The 18,816-nt window shown below is 55.6% G+C and carries 18 protein-coding genes; 13 read left to right on the top strand and 5 right to left on the bottom strand.

Annotated elements, in window-relative coordinates; genetic code table 11:
* Positions 1–41: 41 nt before the first annotated feature.
* From LZ634_RS15180 to LZ634_RS15195, 4 genes are all read left to right on the top strand, one after another.
* Positions 42–470, top strand: coding sequence for a TOBE domain-containing protein (locus LZ634_RS15180; protein WP_234506773.1), 429 nt, complete (start codon positions 42–44; stop codon positions 468–470).
* Between the two features lie 207 nt (positions 471–677).
* The gene (locus tag LZ634_RS15185) at positions 678–1,628 is read left to right on the top strand and encodes an alpha/beta hydrolase (RefSeq protein WP_234506775.1); all 951 of its coding nucleotides are present in this window, start codon (positions 678–680) and stop codon (positions 1,626–1,628) included.
* A gap of 190 nt (positions 1,629–1,818) precedes the next feature.
* Positions 1,819–4,116: a formate C-acetyltransferase gene (locus LZ634_RS15190; RefSeq protein ID WP_234506777.1), complete on the top strand. Its 2,298-nt coding sequence runs from the start codon at positions 1,819–1,821 to the stop codon at positions 4,114–4,116.
* Positions 4,082–4,957: a [formate-C-acetyltransferase]-activating enzyme gene (locus LZ634_RS15195; protein ID WP_234506779.1), complete on the top strand. Its 876-nt coding sequence runs from the start codon at positions 4,082–4,084 to the stop codon at positions 4,955–4,957. Before LZ634_RS15190 ends, LZ634_RS15195 begins: the two co-directional genes overlap by 35 nt.
* A gap of 78 nt (positions 4,958–5,035) precedes the next feature.
* Here LZ634_RS15195 and LZ634_RS15200 read toward each other — a convergent pair whose 3' ends face one another.
* Positions 5,036–5,803 carry a phytanoyl-CoA dioxygenase family protein gene (locus LZ634_RS15200; RefSeq protein WP_234506781.1) on the bottom strand — a complete coding sequence of 256 codons (768 nt, stop codon included), beginning with the start codon at positions 5,801–5,803 and terminating at the stop codon, positions 5,036–5,038.
* 160 nt (positions 5,804–5,963) lie between these two features.
* Here LZ634_RS15200 and LZ634_RS15205 point away from each other — a divergent pair, with 160 nt between their 5' ends.
* The gene (locus LZ634_RS15205) at positions 5,964–6,785 is read left to right on the top strand and encodes a helix-turn-helix transcriptional regulator (protein ID WP_234506783.1); all 822 of its coding nucleotides are present in this window, start codon (positions 5,964–5,966) and stop codon (positions 6,783–6,785) included.
* A gap of 3 nt (positions 6,786–6,788) precedes the next feature.
* On the opposite strand, the gene LZ634_RS15210 is transcribed toward LZ634_RS15205, so the two are convergent.
* Entirely contained in the window at positions 6,789–7,133 is a 345-nt protein-coding gene (locus LZ634_RS15210; protein ID WP_234506785.1) for a nitrous oxide-stimulated promoter family protein, read from the bottom strand.
* 64 nt (positions 7,134–7,197) lie between these two features.
* Positions 7,198–7,485, bottom strand: a complete 288-nt coding sequence (locus LZ634_RS15215; RefSeq protein WP_234506787.1) for a SelT/SelW/SelH family protein — start codon at positions 7,483–7,485, stop codon at positions 7,198–7,200.
* A 204-nt stretch (positions 7,486–7,689) separates the two neighbouring features.
* Between LZ634_RS15215 and LZ634_RS15220 the strand changes: the two genes are divergently transcribed.
* The 8 genes from LZ634_RS15220 to tnaB all read left to right on the top strand — a co-directional run bounded on the left by LZ634_RS15220 (position 7,690) and on the right by tnaB (position 17,043).
* The gene (locus LZ634_RS15220) at positions 7,690–10,047 is read left to right on the top strand and encodes a TonB-dependent receptor domain-containing protein (RefSeq protein ID WP_234506789.1); all 2,358 of its coding nucleotides are present in this window, start codon (positions 7,690–7,692) and stop codon (positions 10,045–10,047) included.
* A gap of 61 nt (positions 10,048–10,108) precedes the next feature.
* Positions 10,109–11,152: a hemin-degrading factor gene (locus tag LZ634_RS15225; protein ID WP_234506791.1), complete on the top strand. Its 1,044-nt coding sequence runs from the start codon at positions 10,109–10,111 to the stop codon at positions 11,150–11,152.
* Positions 11,149–11,970: a heme/hemin ABC transporter substrate-binding protein gene (locus LZ634_RS15230; RefSeq protein ID WP_234506793.1), complete on the top strand. Its 822-nt coding sequence runs from the start codon at positions 11,149–11,151 to the stop codon at positions 11,968–11,970. Before LZ634_RS15225 ends, LZ634_RS15230 begins: the two co-directional genes overlap by 4 nt.
* Positions 11,970–12,965, top strand: a complete 996-nt coding sequence (locus tag LZ634_RS15235; RefSeq protein ID WP_234506795.1) for a FecCD family ABC transporter permease — start codon at positions 11,970–11,972, stop codon at positions 12,963–12,965. The genes LZ634_RS15230 and LZ634_RS15235 overlap by 1 nt, the downstream gene beginning before the upstream one ends.
* Positions 12,958–13,737 (top strand): heme ABC transporter ATP-binding protein, encoded by a 780-nt coding sequence (locus LZ634_RS15240; RefSeq protein WP_234506797.1) that lies wholly within the window; start codon positions 12,958–12,960, stop codon positions 13,735–13,737. The genes LZ634_RS15235 and LZ634_RS15240 overlap by 8 nt, the downstream gene beginning before the upstream one ends.
* A gap of 197 nt (positions 13,738–13,934) precedes the next feature.
* A complete protein-coding gene (gene tnaC, locus LZ634_RS22755; RefSeq protein WP_072277192.1) occupies positions 13,935–14,012 on the top strand; it encodes a tryptophanase leader peptide in 78 nt (25 codons plus the stop codon).
* A 253-nt stretch (positions 14,013–14,265) separates the two neighbouring features.
* On the top strand, positions 14,266–15,681 hold the full coding sequence (gene tnaA / locus LZ634_RS15245) for a tryptophanase (RefSeq protein ID WP_234506799.1): 1,416 nt from the start codon (positions 14,266–14,268) through the stop codon (positions 15,679–15,681).
* 114 nt (positions 15,682–15,795) lie between these two features.
* Positions 15,796–17,043 carry a low affinity tryptophan permease TnaB gene (gene tnaB, locus LZ634_RS15250; protein WP_234506801.1) on the top strand — a complete coding sequence of 416 codons (1,248 nt, stop codon included), beginning with the start codon at positions 15,796–15,798 and terminating at the stop codon, positions 17,041–17,043.
* Between the two features lie 36 nt (positions 17,044–17,079).
* Here tnaB and yedF read toward each other — a convergent pair whose 3' ends face one another.
* Together yedF and yedE are read right to left on the bottom strand one after the other, a co-directional pair.
* On the bottom strand, positions 17,080–17,313 hold the full coding sequence (gene yedF, locus LZ634_RS15255) for a sulfurtransferase-like selenium metabolism protein YedF (RefSeq protein WP_234506802.1): 234 nt from the start codon (positions 17,311–17,313) through the stop codon (positions 17,080–17,082).
* On the bottom strand, positions 17,310–18,521 hold the full coding sequence (yedE, locus tag LZ634_RS15260; protein WP_234506804.1) for a selenium metabolism membrane protein YedE/FdhT: 1,212 nt from the start codon (positions 18,519–18,521) through the stop codon (positions 17,310–17,312). The genes yedF and yedE overlap by 4 nt, the downstream gene beginning before the upstream one ends.
* Positions 18,522–18,816: the final 295 nt, after the last annotated feature.

Genomic DNA, 18,816 nt, shown 5'->3' on the forward strand with positions numbered 1-18,816 from the left:
TGACCGCTGATTCGATAAACAGTGAATGGAGGCAGTATCGTATGGCAGTTTCAGCACGTAACCAACTCACCGGGATCATTAGCGCAGTCGCCACCGGCGCGGTCAACGACGAAGTCGAACTGACCCTGCCGGGTGGGGCAAAACTGGTCGCTATCGTCACTCACAGCAGTAAAGAAGCGCTGGGTCTGGCCAATGGTAAGGAAGCCATTGCCCTGATTAAAGCGCCGTGGGTGACCCTGGCGACCGAAGACTGTGGCCTGAAGTTCTCCGCCCGCAACCAGTTTGCTGGCCAGGTCACCCAGGTGACTGAAGGCGCGGTCAATGCAACGGTACACATCAAAGCCGATGCCGGTTTTGATATCGTGGCGGTGATCACCAACGAAAGTCAGCACGAGATGAAGCTGGCTGCCGGCAGCCGCGCCATTGCCTTAATCAAAGCTTCGGCCATTCTGCTGGCGACCCGCGCGTAATCTGCTCTCCGCCGGAGAAGGCATTTTCGCCGCCTCCGGCACGGTGTAGCGCCAGCTTAATGGCGCTGCGCCTATTTCTCCCCTCAGCGTTATCTGCTCAGCCGCACAGCGTTTCGTTTCTCTATTTATGAAACACCGTTTTGTGAATCATTTCGCGTTCTCCCCGTTTAATGAATGATAAATAAGCGTTTTCCCTGGGAGATGCTTATGATTCGCTTACCGCTGGCCGCCACCATGGCGCTGCTCTTTTCCGCCCAGACGGCCTTCGCCGCCCTGCCCACATTCACATTCTGGCCCGGCGGCGAAGCGCCGGGCGCGAAAAACAGCCCGGTCAGCTTCTCGTTGGTAGAGCGCAGCAAAGACCCCACGCTGCCCGACCGTGCCGTCAGCGGCATTCGCGCACCGGAAATTACCGTTTACGCCCCTGAGCGCCCTAACGGCGTGGCGCTGCTGGTTACCCCTGGCGGGTCGTACCAGCGGGTAGTGCTCGATAAAGAGGGCAGCGATTTAGCCGCCCCGTTTAATGCCCAGGGCTATACCCTGTTTGTGATGACCTACCGGATGCCGGCCGATGGCCACGCTGAGGGCGCAAACGCCCCGCTGGCGGATGCCCAGCGAGCGATGCGTACGCTGCGCGCCCGCGCTGGGGAGTGGAACATCAATCCGCATCGGATTGGCGTGATGGGCTTTTCAGCGGGCGGACACGTGGCGGCAAGCCTTGAAACGCGCTACGACGAGCCGGTGTATACCCCGCTCGATGCCATCGACAAGCACAGCGCCCGGCCTGATTTCGTGGTGCTCGGTTATCCGGTCATTTCCATGGATAAAGCCATCGCCCATCCTGGCTCACGCAAGGCATTGATTGGCGACGCGCCGAACGCCGGGCAAATCAAACGCTACTCGCCGGAGCTGAACGTAAACGCGCAGACGCCGCCAACCTTCATCATGCACGCGGTTGATGACCCGTCGGTGCCGGTGGATAACTCACTGGTGATGTTCAACGCCCTGCGAGCCCATAAGGTACCAACGGAGCTGCATCTGTTCGCCGAAGGCAAGCACGGTTTTGGTATTCGTGGGGCGAAAGGGTTGCCCGCCGCCGCGTGGCCGCAGCTGGCCATGCGCTGGATTGCCTCACTGCCATCGTCCCCTCAGGGCTAACGCGGCAATCCTATCCCGGCCGAGCGCAGCGACGCCGGGTCTTTACCCAGACAAAACTTAGATCCCACTTTTCATTTTTGATCACAATAATCCAGTAAATCGCCCCATTCTCTTCTGTCTCCCGCCGCCGCATTTGCCTACCGTAGAAGCCATAGGAAACGTCAGGTTAATCTCCCGAGGAGCCAGCACCATGAGCCATAGAATTCAGCGACTGAAAGACGCCCTGTTTGCCAATCCACGCGAAATCTCCCTCGAACGCGCCGTGTTGTATACCGAAAGCCATCGCCAGACCGAAGGCGAGCCGGTGATTATCCGCCGCGCCAAAGCCACCGCGCATATTCTCGATAACGTCGCCATCAGCATTCGCGACGATGAACTGATTGCCGGCAACCGCACCATCAAACCGCGCGCCGGGATCATGTCACCGGAGATGGACCCCTACTGGCTGCTAAAAGAACTCGACCAGTTCCCGACCCGCCCACAGGACCGCTTTAATATCAGCGACGACGACAAGCGCCTTTACCGCGACGAGCTGTTCCCGTACTGGGAACAACGCTCGATGAAGGATTTCATTAACGCGCAGATGACCGACGAGGTGAAAGCCGCCGTCAGTACGCAGATTTTCAGCGTGAACCAGACCGATAAAGGCCAGGGCCACATCATCATTGATTATCCACGCCTGCTTAATCACGGGCTTGAGGCGCTGGTCTGCGAGATGCAGGCGCATCTGCATCAGCAGCCGGATAACGTGTTTTATCACGCGGTGTTAATTCTGCTCGAAGCTTCCCAACGCCATATCCTGCGCTATGCCGCGCTGGCTGAAGAGATGGCGGCCACGTGCGATGAGCCGCAGCGCCGTCAGGAGCTGGAAACCATCGCCCAGGTTTCGCGCCATAACGCGCAGAAGAAGCCGCAGAACTTCTGGCAGGCCAGCCAGCTGTTCTGGTACATGAACATCATTTTGCAGTATGAGTCCAACGCCAGCTCCATTTCGCTGGGCCGCTTTGACCAGTACATGCTGCCGTTCTGGCAGGCCTCACTAAACCACGGTGAAGACCCGGCGTTTATGCAGGAGCTACTGGAATCATTGTGGGTGAAATGCAACGACATCGTACTGCTGCGATCCACCAGCAGCGCGCGCTATTTTGCCGGCTTCCCGACCGGCTACACCGCCCTTTTAGGCGGCCTGACCGAAAACGGGCGCAGCGCAGTCAATATCCTTTCCTTCACCTGCCTCGACGCCTATCAAAACGTTCGTCTGCCGCAGCCTAACCTTGGCGTGCGGGTCAACGAACTGATTGACCGGCCGTTCCTGCGCAAAACGGCAGAAACCGTGCGCTTAGGCACCGGCATTCCGCAAATTTTTAACGATGAAGTGGTGGTGCCCGCGTTTCTCAACCGCGGCGTGTCGCTGGAAGATGCCCGCGATTACGCGGTGGTCGGCTGCGTGGAGCTGTCAATTCCTGGCCGCACATACGGGCTGCACGACATTGCGATGTTCAACCTGCTGAAGGTGATGGAAATCGTCATGCTGGAGCACGAGGGCGATAAAGAGATCGGCTACGACAGCCTGCTGGCAAGCATTCGCCATAAAATCCAGCACTACATTAAGCTGATGGTGGAAGGCAGCAACATCTGCGATATCGGCCATCGCGATTGGGCGCCGGTACCGCTGCTCTCCTCATTCGTTGAAGACTGTATCGCCAACGGTAAGGACATTACCGAAGGCGGCGCGCGCTACAACTTCTCCGGCGTCCAGGGGATTGGGATTGCCAACCTTAGCGATTCGCTGCACGCGCTGAAAGGCATGGTGTTTGACCAGCAGCGCATGAGCTTCGACGAACTGCTGGCAGTGCTGAAGGCCAACTTCGCAACGCCTGAAGGGGAAAAAGTTCGCGCCCGCTTGATTAACCGCTTCGAGAAGTACGGTAACGACATCGACGATGTCGACAACATCAGCGCCGATCTGCTGCGTTTTTACTGCAAAGAAGTGGAAAAATATCGTAACCCGCGCGGCGGGCAGTTTACACCGGGTTCGTATACCGTATCAGCGCACGTGCCGCTTGGCTCAGTGGTCGGTGCGACGCCGGACGGGCGTTTTGCTGGCGAACAGCTAGCGGATGGCGGCCTGTCACCGATGGTCGGTCAGGACGGCCAGGGGCCGACGGCGGTGCTGAAATCGGTGAGCAAGCTCGACAACTATCTGCTCTCTAACGGCACGCTGTTGAACGTCAAATTCACCCCGGCAACGCTGGAAGGCGAGAGCGGCCTGAACAAACTGGCGGATTTCCTCCACGCCTTTACCAAACTGAAGCTCCAGCATATTCAGTTCAACGTGGTGAATGCCGAGACGCTGCGTGAAGCCCAGCAGCGGCCGCAGGATTTTGCCGGGCTGGTGGTTCGCGTGGCGGGCTACAGCGCCTTCTTTGTCGAGCTGTCGAAGGAGATTCAGGATGACATTATCCGCCGCACCGCGCATCAGCTGTGAGGTGATTGAAACGCGCGCCGACACGGCGCGCATTTTCAACATCCAGCGCTATTCATTAAACGACGGCCACGGTATTCGCACGGTGGTCTTTTTTAAAGGCTGCCCGCATCGCTGCCCGTGGTGCGCCAACCCCGAATCCATCTCACCTAAAATCGAGACCGTGCGCCGGGAAAGCAAGTGCCTGCACTGCGCCACCTGCCAGCAGGACGCCGAAGAGTGCCCCTCCGGCGCATGGGAACACATTGGCCGCGATGTGACGCTGGCATCCCTTGAGCGGGAAGTACTAAAAGACGAAGTCTTTTTCCGCGCCTCCGGCGGCGGTGTCACGCTCTCCGGCGGCGAGGTACTGATGCAGGCCGAATTCGCTACCCGTTTCTTACTGCGCCTGAAGCAATGGGGGATTCACACCGCCATCGAAACGGCCGGCGACACCTCCCCTCACCGCTTTCTGCCGCTAGCGCAAGCCTGTGATGAAGTGCTGTTCGATTTGAAAATCATGGATAGCGAAACGGCGCGGCGCGTCCTGAATATCAACCAACCGCGCGTGCTGGAGAACTTTCGCCTGTTGGTCAACGAAGGGATCCACGCGATCCCAAGATTGCCACTGATCCCCGGATTTACCTTCAACGAGGACAACGTCGCGCAGATTCTGGATTTTCTGGCGCCGTTACCGGTGAATGAGGTTCACCTGCTGCCGTTCCATCAATACGGCGAGCCAAAGTATTCGCTGCTGGGCAGCGAGTGGGCAATGGCGGGAATTAAAGCGCCGGAGCCTGAAGAGATTGCGCCTATTCAGGCGATGGTAGAACGGGCGGGATATCGGGTTGTGGTTGGCGGGTAAGCCTTTGTGCACATCGACAGCCTATGATTTGGCCTCTTCTCCCTGAACAAGGGAGAAGAGGCCGTCTGAATCTGAAGGTCATTCCACGTCCAACAGCCATTTCTGTGCCGGCGTTAAGCGGCTGGCGGTTTCCGGCGTTAGCCAACGGCGCTGATCCTGCTGGGCGGTGTCAGCCCGGTCAATATACAAACCGTGCAGCACACGGCGGCGTGAACCTTCGCGGTTGGTGGTGCCACCGTGCCAGGCGTGGGCGTTATAAATCATCACGCTGCCCGCCGGGGCTTCAAAAATCACTTCATCGGGATGCGGTAATCCGACATCTTCCAGCACCTCTTCCGGCAGCTCCGGGCGCAGATGGGTGGCCGGGATTATTCTCGGCGCGCCGTTGGCAGCGTAGAGATCGTCAATGGCCCAGATGGTATTAACCAGATGCACCTTCGGGAAGTCCGGGCGCGGCTTTTTCCAGTCGGCGTGCAGCGGCTGATGGCCGCCGTTGTATAACGCTTCGCGGGCATTGAGGCTGGAGATTTTAAACTCACCCTCAAAGATATAGCGACACGCCGAGAGGATCAGCGGATGTGACCACACCTTTTCCCATATCACACCTTTGTTCACCAGGTTGGCGACGCGGGTGGCGGTCTCCTCCTGATGGTGTTCAACCGCCAGGTTCTCCCCTTCTTTCTCTACCAGCAAGTCGATGCGTTCGCGCATCGCCGCCAGCCAGTCGGCGTCGGCCACGCCGTGCACAATCGTGTAGCCCTGGGTATCCAGTTCGTGTTTCATCGTTGCCGACAGTTCGCCGTTGGCGCCCAGTGCATCCAGCCAGAATGCCGCTTGCTTGTCCATATCGCCTCTCTTTTGTTAACCATTTCACAACATGTATGAAAAGTTACTGCACGCGGCGGCGGCATTCTGTATGAGATAGCTACACAACACTGGATTTTTGTGTACAGCAAAATAAAGTGTGATGAGATTCAAAATCCAGAATAATAACCAGGACATGAGCATGTCAGAGCAATCCCTCGTCCCCGTGCTGGAGCAGCTATTGCAACAGCAGGGAGAACTTGTCGTGCGTTTCCCGCAAACCGCCCAGCCTGCGCCAGAGCTGGCGATGAGCCTGTCATTTCCCCGTCTTGAAATTGTGCTGGAAGGTGAGTTAGCCGATGGTTGCCTTACCGCCCCACTCGGCCCGCTTCAGGCGCTGTATATTCCCGGCGGCCGCTGGAATGCTCCGCAGTGGCAGGGGCCGGCCACGACGCTAAGCATTTTATTCAGCAAGCAGAAACTGGGGTTCAGCCTGCAGCGCTTTGACGGCCAGAAATTCGTCGAGATCCGCAAGCAGCACGTCGCGCGCTTAGGACCGCGCGTGGGGTCATATCTTTTGCTGGCGCTCAATGAGCTGGCGATTCGCCCAGTGATGCCGACGGCGCAGATTGTCCTGAGCGGGCTACTCAGCCACTGCATCGATCAGCTCACCCATCTGGCGGATACGGTGAGTAAAAGCAAAGAGCTGTTTATGGCGATTCAGGAGTATATCGACGAGCACGCCGCCGAGGCGCTCAGCCGGGAGACGGTGGCGAAGAAATTCCACATTACCCCGAACTATTTGTCGCACCTGTTTCAGAAATCCAGCACCGTCGGGTTCAACGAATATCTGACCGCCGTGCGCCTGGAGCTGGCGAAGAAATTACTGCGCGGGTATGAGATGAAAATCAAAGAGATTGCCCATCACTGCGGCTTTGAGGACAGCAACTATTTTTGCCGGATTTTCCGTAAGCACACGGCGCGTTCGCCGTCGGAGTACCGCCGCCACTGCCGCACGATGTAGGCGTTATTTTTTCGGTCGATACTTTTCCGGCAGTTCCGGCACAGGACGCCGGTCGTCAATCAGATGGCGAATGGTGAGAATCGGATGGCGCCAGAGCATTCGCGGCCCCGCCCAGCGCATAATTTGCTTCATCTCTTCGCGCTTAGCAGGCTGGTAGCAGTGTACCGGGCACTGTTTACAGGCCGGTTTTTCTTCACCAAAGACGCATTTATCCAGGCGTTTATCGGCATACTCGTTCAGCGCCTGATAGTGCGCGGCATCGTTTTGCGCATCCGGGCAGCGACGCTGATACAGCGTAATCATGCTGCGGATTGTCAGTTTTTCACGGTCGATGCGTTTGCCTGCCATAGCCTGTTCCTCACCAATAAAGATGCATTAATAATACCCTTTATAAGCGTAAAACGCAGCCGCTTTATCCCGCCGGTTTGTCGACGTGGCCTAAGGTTTTTTCCGGGAAGCAGATATCGCGCACCCGCCGTTTTAGCTCCGCGGCGTCGGGGAAGCCGTCGTCACGCTTGCGATCCCAAATCAGCTCATCGCCAACGGTTATGGTGAAAATCCCCCCGGTGCCCGGTATCAACGTTACCGACGCAATATCGGTACTGAAGGTGTGCAGCAGCTCCTGCGCCATCCAGCTGGCGCGCAGCATCCAGTTGCACTGGGAACAGTAGGTGAGCGTAATTGCGGCTTTCTGCGTCATGTTGTTCTCGCAAAGGATGAAAAGCATAAGTGTAAACAAATTGTTTCATATGCCGAGATTAATTTGCAAACTTTGTTGCAAATGATAATACCTATCATTACTATTCGCACAAACAAAAAGGAAGACGTCGAATCGCTTAAGGAAAAGCAGATTTCTGGAAGTAACGAGTGAGCCAATACTAATAACGATGAAGGCATGGCAACTATGTACAAATCCATTCAATCAGAGGCGTGGTGCAAGAAAAGCCTACTGGTAACCTCTTTGCTCGCAGCGATTTATCAAACTTCCGCGGGCGCGGCTGACACACAGGACAAAACTGCCGTCGTTGACAGCGCAGAACAGATGACCGTCACAGCACCGGCACCGGTACTGAAACCGGGCAGCCAGCACGCCGTCAGCGCGCAGGAACTACAGGACAAGGGAGCCAACGATTTTGGTTCTATCATGCGTTATGAACCGCTAATCGGTGCTACCGGCGCCAGCGGCGGATCCGGTAATGGCAAAAGCGGCTTTGACCGCGGTGGCTACACTGGCTATAACATCCGCGGTCTGGAAAGTAACCGCGTCGGCATCGACGTTGACGGCATTGCCCAACCGAACGCCACTGGACGTAGCTACGTCAGCCGCGCCGGGCTGAATTCCTTCGGCATTGGCCGCGACTACATCGACCCGTACATGTACGGCAGCGTCGATATTCAGTCCGGGGCGACCGATACCGAAACCGCCAACACCTCTATCGGCGGTAATGTCTCCTTCCAGCCTAAATCGGCTGATGACTATCTGCATCCGGGTAAAACCACTGCCTTTAGCTATCGCAGCGACTATGACTCCGCCGATCGCAGCTGGCATAACGGCCTGACGGCTGCGGGTGGCGATGAAACGCTGCGCGGTATTTTTGTCTACAGCCGTCGTGACGGCCAGGAAACGACCACCAACAGCGCCAACCTTGATGCTTACCCAGCCAACTGGCACTCCGATGCGTTTATGACTTCCGGCATTTGGCAGCCAAACGATCAACATAAGCTGACCAGTACCCTCGACTACTACCATAAAACCAACCATACGCACTACGATGTCTGGGACAACGCCGGCGACAGCACCATCGGTAACGCACAGCAGACCAGCCAGACGCGCCGTTGGGGGCTAAGCCTGAAGGACGACTGGATGCCGATGAACGACTTCATCGACAGCATGTCGACCAAGGTTTACTACCAGCATACCGAAGCGCACGACCGTACCTACATGCCGGACAGCACCAGCGGCAATATGGAAACGGTATATTCCAATTACGATACCGACACCTGGGGCATGCAAACCGCGCTGGCAAAAAGCGTGGGCCGCCACGATCTGAGCGCCGGTTTTAATGCCAGCACCACCAAGACCCAACGTCCGTTTAGCCAGTCGCCGATCCCAAGCGTTTACAGCGAAATCATGCAGCCGGAAGCAGATAGCCGCGACTACACGATAGCCGGCTTCCTGCAAGATCAGATCAACTTCGATCTCGATGGGCACAACTTTGCGGTGATCCCTGGCGTTCGCGTCGTCCATCAGTCAACCAAGCCGGAGAATCTCTCCAGCCTGACAACCAACAGCACCGTGCTGACCGAATCCTCAGTGTCGACGCTGTACGGTAAAAACTCAGACACCCAGGCGCTGCCGTCACTGACTTTCCAGTACGACCTCACGCCGCGCATGATGACCTATCTGCAATACAAACGCGGCGCTGAGTTCCCGAACACCAGCCAGCTGTACGGTTCATGGAACCTCGGTTCAAGCTATGCGGGACGCGGCCAGTACGCTCTTATCGGCAATACCGATCTGAAAACCGAGACCAGCGATAACTTCGAGTGGGGTATGAAGGGCGAGGTCACGGAAGGGATCACCATGCGTACCGCGCTGTTCTACAACAGCTACAAAAACTTTATCGCCTACACCCGCTACACCCGGGCGAACAACCCAAGCCAGTTCACCAACGTACCGTCCAATATCTACACCATTTATCAGGCAGAAAACCGCGATAAAGCCTATATCTACGGCGGTGAAGTCAGCGCGAAGTTCAACTTCGGCACCTGGTTTGAACAGGTGGACGGTCTGAGCGCCACGCTTGCCTACGGATACAGTGAAGGCCAGTCGAAGTCCAGCTACTACGGTGATAAATACGTTGATCTTGATAGCGTTGCGCCAATGAAAGCCATCGTTGGCGTGGCGTGGGATGATCCAGCTAAACGCTACGGTACTGCGCTGACCGCGACCTTCGTTAAAGGCAAGCGCGCCACCACCACGAACCGTGAAAGCTATACCAACACCGGTAGCGCGCTGACGGATTCCACCAGCGAATACATGCGCGTACCGGGCTACGGTATGCTCGACTGGACAGCTTACTGGCGTGTGACCAAAAACGTCCGTCTCAACGGCGGCGTGTATAACCTGACTGACCGTAAGTACTGGGACTACCTGAGCAGCCGCAACATTGAAACGTCCACCAATCAGGACGCCAATGATAAATCGCTGGCGGTGATTCCGGGCCGTACCTGGCAGTTGGGCGTCAACGTCGATTTCTGATAACAACATAACCAAAACCTGCCCCCGGCCATTGGCCGGGGAAATAATAAGGAAGAGAGCTATGCAAAATGCACCAACCGAACTGTGGCAGCGCTATCAGACCGTCAAGACGAGCGGAGCCGCCAAATACGCCCGCGATATCGCGGCGGCAATGGGGATCAGCGAAGCCGAGCTAACCTCCGCACGCGTTGGCCACGATGCCAAACGCCTGCAGGGCGAAATCCGCGACATTTTAGGCGCACTGGAAAACGTGGGCGAAACCAAATGCATCTGCCGCAACGAATATGCGGTGCATGAGCAGGTTGGCGCCTTTACCAATCAGCAGCTGAGCGGCCATGCCGGCCTGGTGCTGAACCCACGCGCGCTCGATTTACGGCTGTTCCTGCATCAGTGGGCCAGCGTTTTCTACATCAAAGAAGCCACCGCTCGCGGTGAACGTCAGAGCATTCAGTTCTTCGACCACCATGGCGATGCCCTGCTGAAAGTCTATGCCACCGACAATACCGATATGGCCGCATGGGGCGAAGTTCTGGCACGTTTTATCAGCGCAGAAAACGCGCCGCTGGTCCTGAAAGCGAAAGAGGCCGTGACGTCTACCGCTCAGGCCGATGCGCAGACCGTCGATCAAGAGTGGCGCGCCATGACCGACGTTCATCAGTTCTTCATGCTGATGAAACGCCACAACCTCACTCGCCAGCAGGCCTTCGAACTGGTGGGCGACGACCTCGCCTGCAAAGTGCCGAACGACGCGCTGGCTCAGGTACTGAACGCCGCGCATCAGGAAGGCAACGAGATTATGGTTTTCGTTGGCAACACCGGCTGCGTGCAGATCTTCACCGGCAATATTGAAAAAGTCGTACCGATGGAAGGCTGGCTGAATATCTTCAACCCGAACTTCACTCTGCATTTAATGGAAGAACACATTGCGGAAACCTGGGTAACGCGCAAGCCAACCGTTGACGGCCATGTCACCAGTCTGGAACTGTTTGCCAAAGACGGCACCCAAATTGCTCAGCTGTTTGGTCAACGTACCGAAGGACAGCCGGAGCAGACCCAGTGGCGCGCCCAGGTTGACGCCCTGACGATAGAAGGACAGCCAGCATGAGACGCCTGCTTGCCCTGATTGCTGCGCTTCCTCTGATGGCCTTTGCCACCGCGCAGGAGAGAATTATCACCCTCGGCGGCGACGTCACCGAGATTGTCTACGCACTTGGGGCAAAGTCAGCCCTTGTCGCACGCGACAGCACCAGTCAGTGGCCGTTGGAGGCGGCCGCGCTACCGGACGTCGGTTATCTGCGTCAGCTCAATACGGAAGGCATCCTTTCCCTGCGCCCAACGCTGGTCCTCGCCAGCAGCCAGGCGCAACCGTCGCTGGTCCTACAAAAGGTCGAGGACAGTAAGGTGAAAGTGGTGAACGTGCCGGGTGGCTATGATGCCGCCGCGATAGAGGGCAAAATCAGCGTGATTGCCAATGCGCTTGGCAAACAGCCGCAGGGGGAAACGCTTCGCCAGTTGCTGCAAGCAGAATTTGCGAAGATCCCAACCCAGCCGCTGAACAAGCGGGTGCTGTTTATCCTCAGCCACGGCGGCTCCGGTGCGCTGGTTGCCGGTCAGCAAACGGCGGCGGACGGCGCGATTAAACTTGCCGGGCTGCAAAACGCCATGCAGGGGTTTGACCACTATCGCACCATGTCGCAGGAAGGGGTGATTGCCAGCCAGCCGGACCTGGTGGTTATCTCTACCGATGGTCTGCAAGGCATGGGTAGCGAAGCCTCGCTGTGGAAGCTGCCGGGTCTGGCGCAGACGCCTGCCGGTCGTCATAAACAAGTTCTGGTGGTGGACGATATGGCCCTGCTCGGCTTTGGCCCGCGCACGCCGCAGGCGCTGCTGCAGTTACGGCAAAAAGCGGAGCAGCTACCCTGATGTTCGCTACCGTCTCCCGTCAACTGTGGCTGATGGCCATTTTGCTGCTCGGCCTGACGCTGTTTGCCACCACGCTCGGCGCAATGCGCCTGCCGCTCGCCAATCTGTGGAGCACTGGCGATGAAGTGTTGCGCCATATCTGGCTCACCATTCGCCTGCCGCGCGTCCTGCTGGCATTGTTGGTGGGCAGCGCGCTGGCGCTCTCTGGCTGCGTGATGCAGGGGCTGTTCCGTAACCCGCTTGCTGACCCCGGACTTTTGGGGATCAGCAGCGGCGCGGCGCTGGCGGTTGCTTTCTGGCTGGTGTTGCCGATATCCGTCCCGGCGATTGTGGCGCTGTATGCCCCGATGCTGGCGGCGTTTATCGGCAGCCTGGCGGTGATGGCGGTCATTTTTGTCCTTAGCAAATCGGGAGACAGTTCGCTCTCTCGCCTGCTGTTGGTCGGAATCGCCATTAACGCCCTGTGCAGCGCGCTGGTGGGCATGCTGTCGTGGATAAGCAACGACGCGCAGCTGCGCCAGCTGTCGCTATGGGGTATGGGCAGCCTGGGACAGGCCGAGTGGTCAACGTTGCTGGTTGCCGCCACGCTGATTATCCCCGCATCGCTGGTGGTGTGGTGGCTTGCCACCCGTCTCAACCTGCTGCAATTAGGGGATGAGGAAGCGCATTATCTCGGCGTTAACGTGCGTCTGATTCAGCGGGTTTTGCTGCTGTGCAGCGCCGTATTGGTCGCGGCGGCGGTCGCCATCAGCGGCGTGATTGGTTTTATTGGCCTGGTTGTTCCACACCTGATGCGCATGTGGCTGGGGCCGGACCACCGTGGATTGGTCCCGGGCTCGCTGCTGGCAGGGGCGATTTTATTGCTGATTGCCGATACCCTCACCCGCACCGTTGCCGCTCCGGCGGAAATGCCGGTGGGTCTCTTGACCAGCGTGCTCGGCGCGCCGTGGTTCCTGTGGCTTATTTTCCGCCAGCAGAGGTCTGTTCATGGATAATCATTACAGCGCGCACTCGCTAGCGTTGCGCCTGGGTAAACGCCGGGTCATCGACGACGTTTCGGTAGAACTACGTCGTGGCGAAGTCACCGCGCTGATTGGCCCCAATGGTGCGGGTAAATCAACGTTGCTGCGCCTGCTGACCGGCTTTTTATCTCCCGACAGCGGTGAACGACGCATTGAAGGCCGCCCGCTTGATGAGTGGTCGGCCAACGCCCTCTCCCGTCGCCGCGCGGTGATGTTGCAACGCACGCAGCTGAACGCCAGCTGGCCTGTCGAAACGGTGATCGCCATGGGGCGCGCGCCGTGGGGGAACGAGGTGGATAGCGCGTTAATCCAACGGGTGATGGCCGAAACCGGCTGTAGCCACCTGGCGGGACGTCTTTACCCTGCTCTTTCCGGCGGCGAACAGCAGCGCGTGCAGCTGGCGCGCAGCCTGGCGCAGCTGTGGCATGACGATGGCCCGCAGGGCTGGTTGTTTCTGGATGAACCCACCTCAGCATTGGATCTATTCTATCAACAGCACCTGCTGCGACTACTGAAAAAACTCAGCCGCCGTAATGAGCTGCACGTATGCATCGTGCTGCACGACCTTAACCTCGCCGCGCTGTGGGCCGATACCATCTTACTGTTGCATCAAGGAAAACTGGTTGCTCAGGGCACACCGCAGGACGTTATTCAGCAATCCGTCATCCATCGCTGGTACGGCGCGGATATCAGCATGGGCCAGCACCCGGAAGCGGCTGTCCCACAGGTCTATCTCGCCCCTTAATCGTCCGGGCGCCTGGCTGCGCCCGATAATTAGTACCGCCAGTCATTATTTATTTTTTTATTAAGTGCAGTCTATACAGCATTTTATAAGTATGTAGAAATAAGCAATCGTGACCAATTTCACAAATGAATACATAGCTAATAGACAAATAAAATAATTACCATAATGTATGGTCTGTCTAATGGAGAACGTACATTATGAACAGCCTAAATAAAACGTATAAGATTTCAAAATGGTTTAATATTGACAATGTTATTGTCAATCACCGTCCTTAACTCCTCGAACGCCTCCGCCTTAATATCACGCCAGGCAGATTAACCGTCTGTTTGTGATACCCCATACGAATTTTATGATTCTGAGCTCGCTACAGAGATTTTCTTGCGCGTGTATTTTACATGCCTGAGTAAATTATTGCTGTGGTTCGTCAGGAGTCAGGAATTAGCATTCGTATTACGCGAAATTAATGGTTTTCATTATCGATGAATACCTGCGGGACGACTGCGTCTAAAAAAGATTAAGGATTAAGCCATGAACAATTTTAAACATCTGCCAGAACCTTTCCGTATTCGTGTCATTGAACCGGTAAAACGTACCACTCGCGAACACCGCGATAACGCGATTGTTGAAGCCGGGATGAACCCCTTCCTGCTGGACAGTGAAGATGTTTTTATTGACCTGCTGACCGACTCCGGTACCGGCGCGGTAACGCAAAATATGCAGGCAGCGATGCTGCGCGGTGACGAAGCCTATAGCGGTAGCCGCAGCTATTATGCGCTATGTAATGCAGTAAAAGATATTTTTGGCTACCAATATACTATTCCGACTCACCAGGGGCGCGGGGCCGAACAGATTTATATTCCGGTATTAATTAAAAAGCGCGAACAGGAAAAAGGCCTCGACCGTAGCAAAATGGTGGCATTCTCCAACTATTTCTTTGATACCACTCAGGGCCATAGCCAAATCAATGGTTGTACCGTGCGTAACGTTTATATTAAAGAGGCCTTCGATACTTCAGCACGCAATGATTTTAAAGGCGATTTCGATCTCCAGGGTTTGGAAAATGGTATCGAAGAAGTCGGGCCAAATAATGTCCCTTATATTGTTGCGACCATTACCTGTAACTCGGCGGGCGGCCAACCGGTTTCATTGGCTAACCTGAAGGCGATGTATAACATTGCGAAGAAATACGATATTCCTGTGGTAATGGACTCCGCACGCTTTGCCGAAAACGCCTATTTCATTCAGCAAAGAGAGCCGGGGTATCAGGATTGGACGATTGAGCAAATCACCCGTGAAACCTACAAATACGCCGATATGCTGGCCATGTCAGCGAAGAAAGATGCGATGGTGCCGATGGGCGGTCTGCTGTGTATGAAGGATGACGGCTTCTTTGACGTCTATACCGAGTGCCGCACCATTTGCGTAGTTCAGGAAGGTTTCCCAACCTACGGTGGTTTGGAAGGTGGGGCAATGGAGCGTCTGGCCGTAGGCTTATACGATGGGATGGGCCAGGACTGGTTATCCTACCGTATTACGCAGATTCAATATCTGGTTGATGGCCTGGAAGCCATTGGCGTGACCTGTCAGCAGGCGGGTGGGCACGCGGCGTTTGTCGATGCGGGTAAACTGCTGCCGCACATTCCGGCCGATCAGTTCCCTGCCCAGGCGCTGGCCTGCGAGCTGTATAAGGTTGCCGGGATCCGCGCCGTAGAAATTGGTTCATTCCTGCTCGGCCGCGATCCGAAAACCGGTAAACAGCTTCCATGCCCGGCTGAATTACTGCGTTTAACCATTCCGCGCGCTACCTACACCCAAACGCATATGGACTTTATTATCGAAGCATTCGAGCATGTGAAAGAGAACGCTGCGAACATTAAAGGCCTGACCTTCACCTATGAGCCGAAAGTATTGCGTCATTTCACCGCAAAATTAAAAGAAATTTAACCTTCAATAACTCCAATGGCTATATCTCTGATATAGCCATTTTGGATTCTGGCACCTGGCATTATTTCATTCCTGACACAACATCAACTTAATCGTTATTATTAAGGGAAGGCCATGGACGAAGATTCGAATACAAAACATTCCTCCTTCTGGGGAATTATGGTCATTGCCGGCACCGTCATTGGTGGCGGGATGTTTGCTTTACCGGTTGACCTTGCCGGAGCCTGGTTTTTTTGGGGCGCATTTATTCTAATAATATCCTGGTTCTCAATGCTTCACTCCGGATTACTCTTATTAGAAGCCAACCTCAACTATCCGGTCGGCTCCAGTTTTAACACCATCACTAAAGATCTCATCGGCAATAAATGGAACGTCGTCAGCGGTATCACAGTTGCCTTCGTGCTGTATATTCTCACTTATGCCTACATCTCAGCCAATGACGCCATTATCAGTGAAACTATCGCCATCAATGCGGGAACGCACGTTAACCCACGTATTGTCGGTATAGGCAGCGCCATCTTTGTCGCTAGCGTGCTGTGGGTCAGTTCGCTGGCGGCAAGCCGCATTACGTCCTTATTTCTTGGCATTAAGATCATCGCTTTTATCGTTGTCTTTGGTTCCTTCTTCTTCCAGGTCGATTATTCAATTCTCCGCGATATCGCCGCGCCAGAAAACAACAGCAGTTACTTTCCTTATATTCTGATGGCCGTTCCGGTATGTCTGGTATCGTTCGGTTTTCATGGCAACATTCCCAGCCTGATTATTTGTTACGGCAAAAGAAAAGATAAACTGATTAAAAGTATTATATTCGGTTCAACGCTGGCGCTGGTTATTTACCTGTTCTGGCTTTACTGCACCATGGGGAATATTCATCGCAGTAACTTTAAAGAGATTATCGCCTCTGGCGGCAACGTGGATTCGCTGGTGAAGTCCTTCCTCGGAACCAATCAGCACGGCGTGATTGAGTTCTTCCTGCTGATTTTTTCTAACCTGGCGGTGGCCAGTTCATTTTTTGGCGTCACGCTCGGGCTGTTCGATTATCTCGCCGATCTGTTCAAAATGGGCAATACGCCGTGGGGCAGATTTAAGACGCTGTTATTGACCTTCTTGCCACCGGCAGCGTTGTATCTCATTTTCCCGAACGGCTTTATCTACGCCATCGGCGGCGCCGGATTGTGCGCCACCATCTGGGCGGTCATTGTTCCCGCCTTCCTGGCGCTGAAATCACGCGAGCGATTCCCGGATAAAACCTTCACCGTCTGGGGCGGAAAAGCCATTCCTGCGGTGGTCATTGGGTTTGGCGTGATGGTGATTCTGTGCTGGTTTGGCAGCACATTGAACCTGCTGCCGCGATTTGGTTAACAAGATGCGCTCTCGCCGGGAGGCGAGAGCGGCCGATTACTTCTGAATCAGATAGCGAATGGTTGGCCCATCCTGCTGAATGTCCAGCACCGTGTAGCCATGGTTTTTGGCATCCAGCGGGATGTTGTTAATCGACTGCGGGCAGTCGCTCACCACTTCCAGTATTTCGCCTTTTTTTAGCTGTGGCATCGCCTCAAGGGTAGCCACTGCGGGATACGGGCAAGGCTCTCCGACCATATCCAGACGGTAATCAGGAACTATCGTGCTCATACGCTCTCCTTCGCGGTAACGTTAGCGGTGGCTGCCCGGCGGAAGAAGCGTTTTTCCCAACCGATAATCAGCAGCAGCGCAATCAATAACAGACCGTAGGTGACCAACAGGCCGCCCAGCGGGCCAAAGGTGGTCAGCAGGTTTACTTTATCCCAGTTGGTGGCAAGCGCCGGGGAAATGTCATCCCAGTAGTAGGCCAGAATGGTGGAGCCCACCACATTGCCGAACCCCACCCACCAGTAGTGCACCTGGCCTTCTACCGCGCGGTACATCCAGCCGGTTTCACAGCCGCCGGCTAATACGATACCGAAGTCAAACAGCAATCCGCCGATGACCGCATTTGGGCCAGCCCACATAATTTTCGGCGCCACGCCCAGCTGGACGTAGCTGAAGATACCGATGGCGCTGACCGCCATACCAAAGATAATCGCTTTCGCCATTTGCGTGCGCCCGGTAATCCACAGGTCGCGAAACGCCGAGGTAAAGCAAATTTGTGCGCGTTCGATAAGCAGACCGAAGCCAACGCCGAACAGCATCGCCAGACCCAGTTTCGGGCTACCGACCGCTGTTAATAGCGCCCAGCCAATCATGCCAACGAAAATCAGCATTCCCAAACGAAAGCGACGACGCGCCTGATCGGGGCGTTGGGTCAGCGGAGAAGCCGCGGACACTTTGACCATTTTCACCGGAATACGGAACATCGGCAGCAGTGTGAAGCGGGCACCAAACCATGACCCTATCGCCGTCGCCAGCGCAAAGAACCAGGCGTGGAGCGAGAACTGAGGGATGCCGGTAAAGAACGCGGCGAGGTTACAGCCCATCGCCAGACGCGCGCCAAAACCGGCAATCATCCCGCCGATGATCGCCTGAAAAATGCGGATACGGCTTTTAGGCAAACGCAGCTTCACGTTGTTTGCCCACAGCGCCGCGGCAAAACAGCCGCCGAACATGCCGATAATCATCATGCCGTCGATACGCGTCAGCGGTGAACCCTCAAGGCCAATCAGTTTGTAATAGCCCCAGGTTTCCGCGTGCACGCCGGTCAGCTGTAGTAGCTGCCCGCCCCAGCGGGTGAACTCGCCGGTCACGGCCCAGAAAGTGCCGGTGATGCCAAAGTAATAGGTCGCGAGAATACCGGCGGCGATCACAGCCGGCACCGGGGACCAGAATTTGATCAAGAAGGTGTGTTTGAATTGTTGCCAGGTCATAGAGATGTGCCTCTGAACTCAGAAGGATGGTAGTGCGGAAAGTCGGGGATTATAGCGGTAATATCATGCGTATTAATGACAACCTCAGTAAAAGATCGGTTAGATAAATTTATCGCGAGCACGGACCGACTGCGGACAGACAGCTTTTCATCGCGATACCGCCTCTGTTGTTTTCCTGACATTCAGACTCCGTTATCATGCAGCCTACGTACTCATGAAAAACGATTTGGATCGAATACGATCCCGCGACATCAAATGAGTCATCAAGAGAACCTTCAAGATTTCTAAGAAAATG

Origin of the sequence: Kluyvera intermedia (assembly GCF_021440345.1) — a bacterium.
GTDB lineage: Bacteria > Pseudomonadota > Gammaproteobacteria > Enterobacterales > Enterobacteriaceae > Kluyvera > Kluyvera intermedia_A.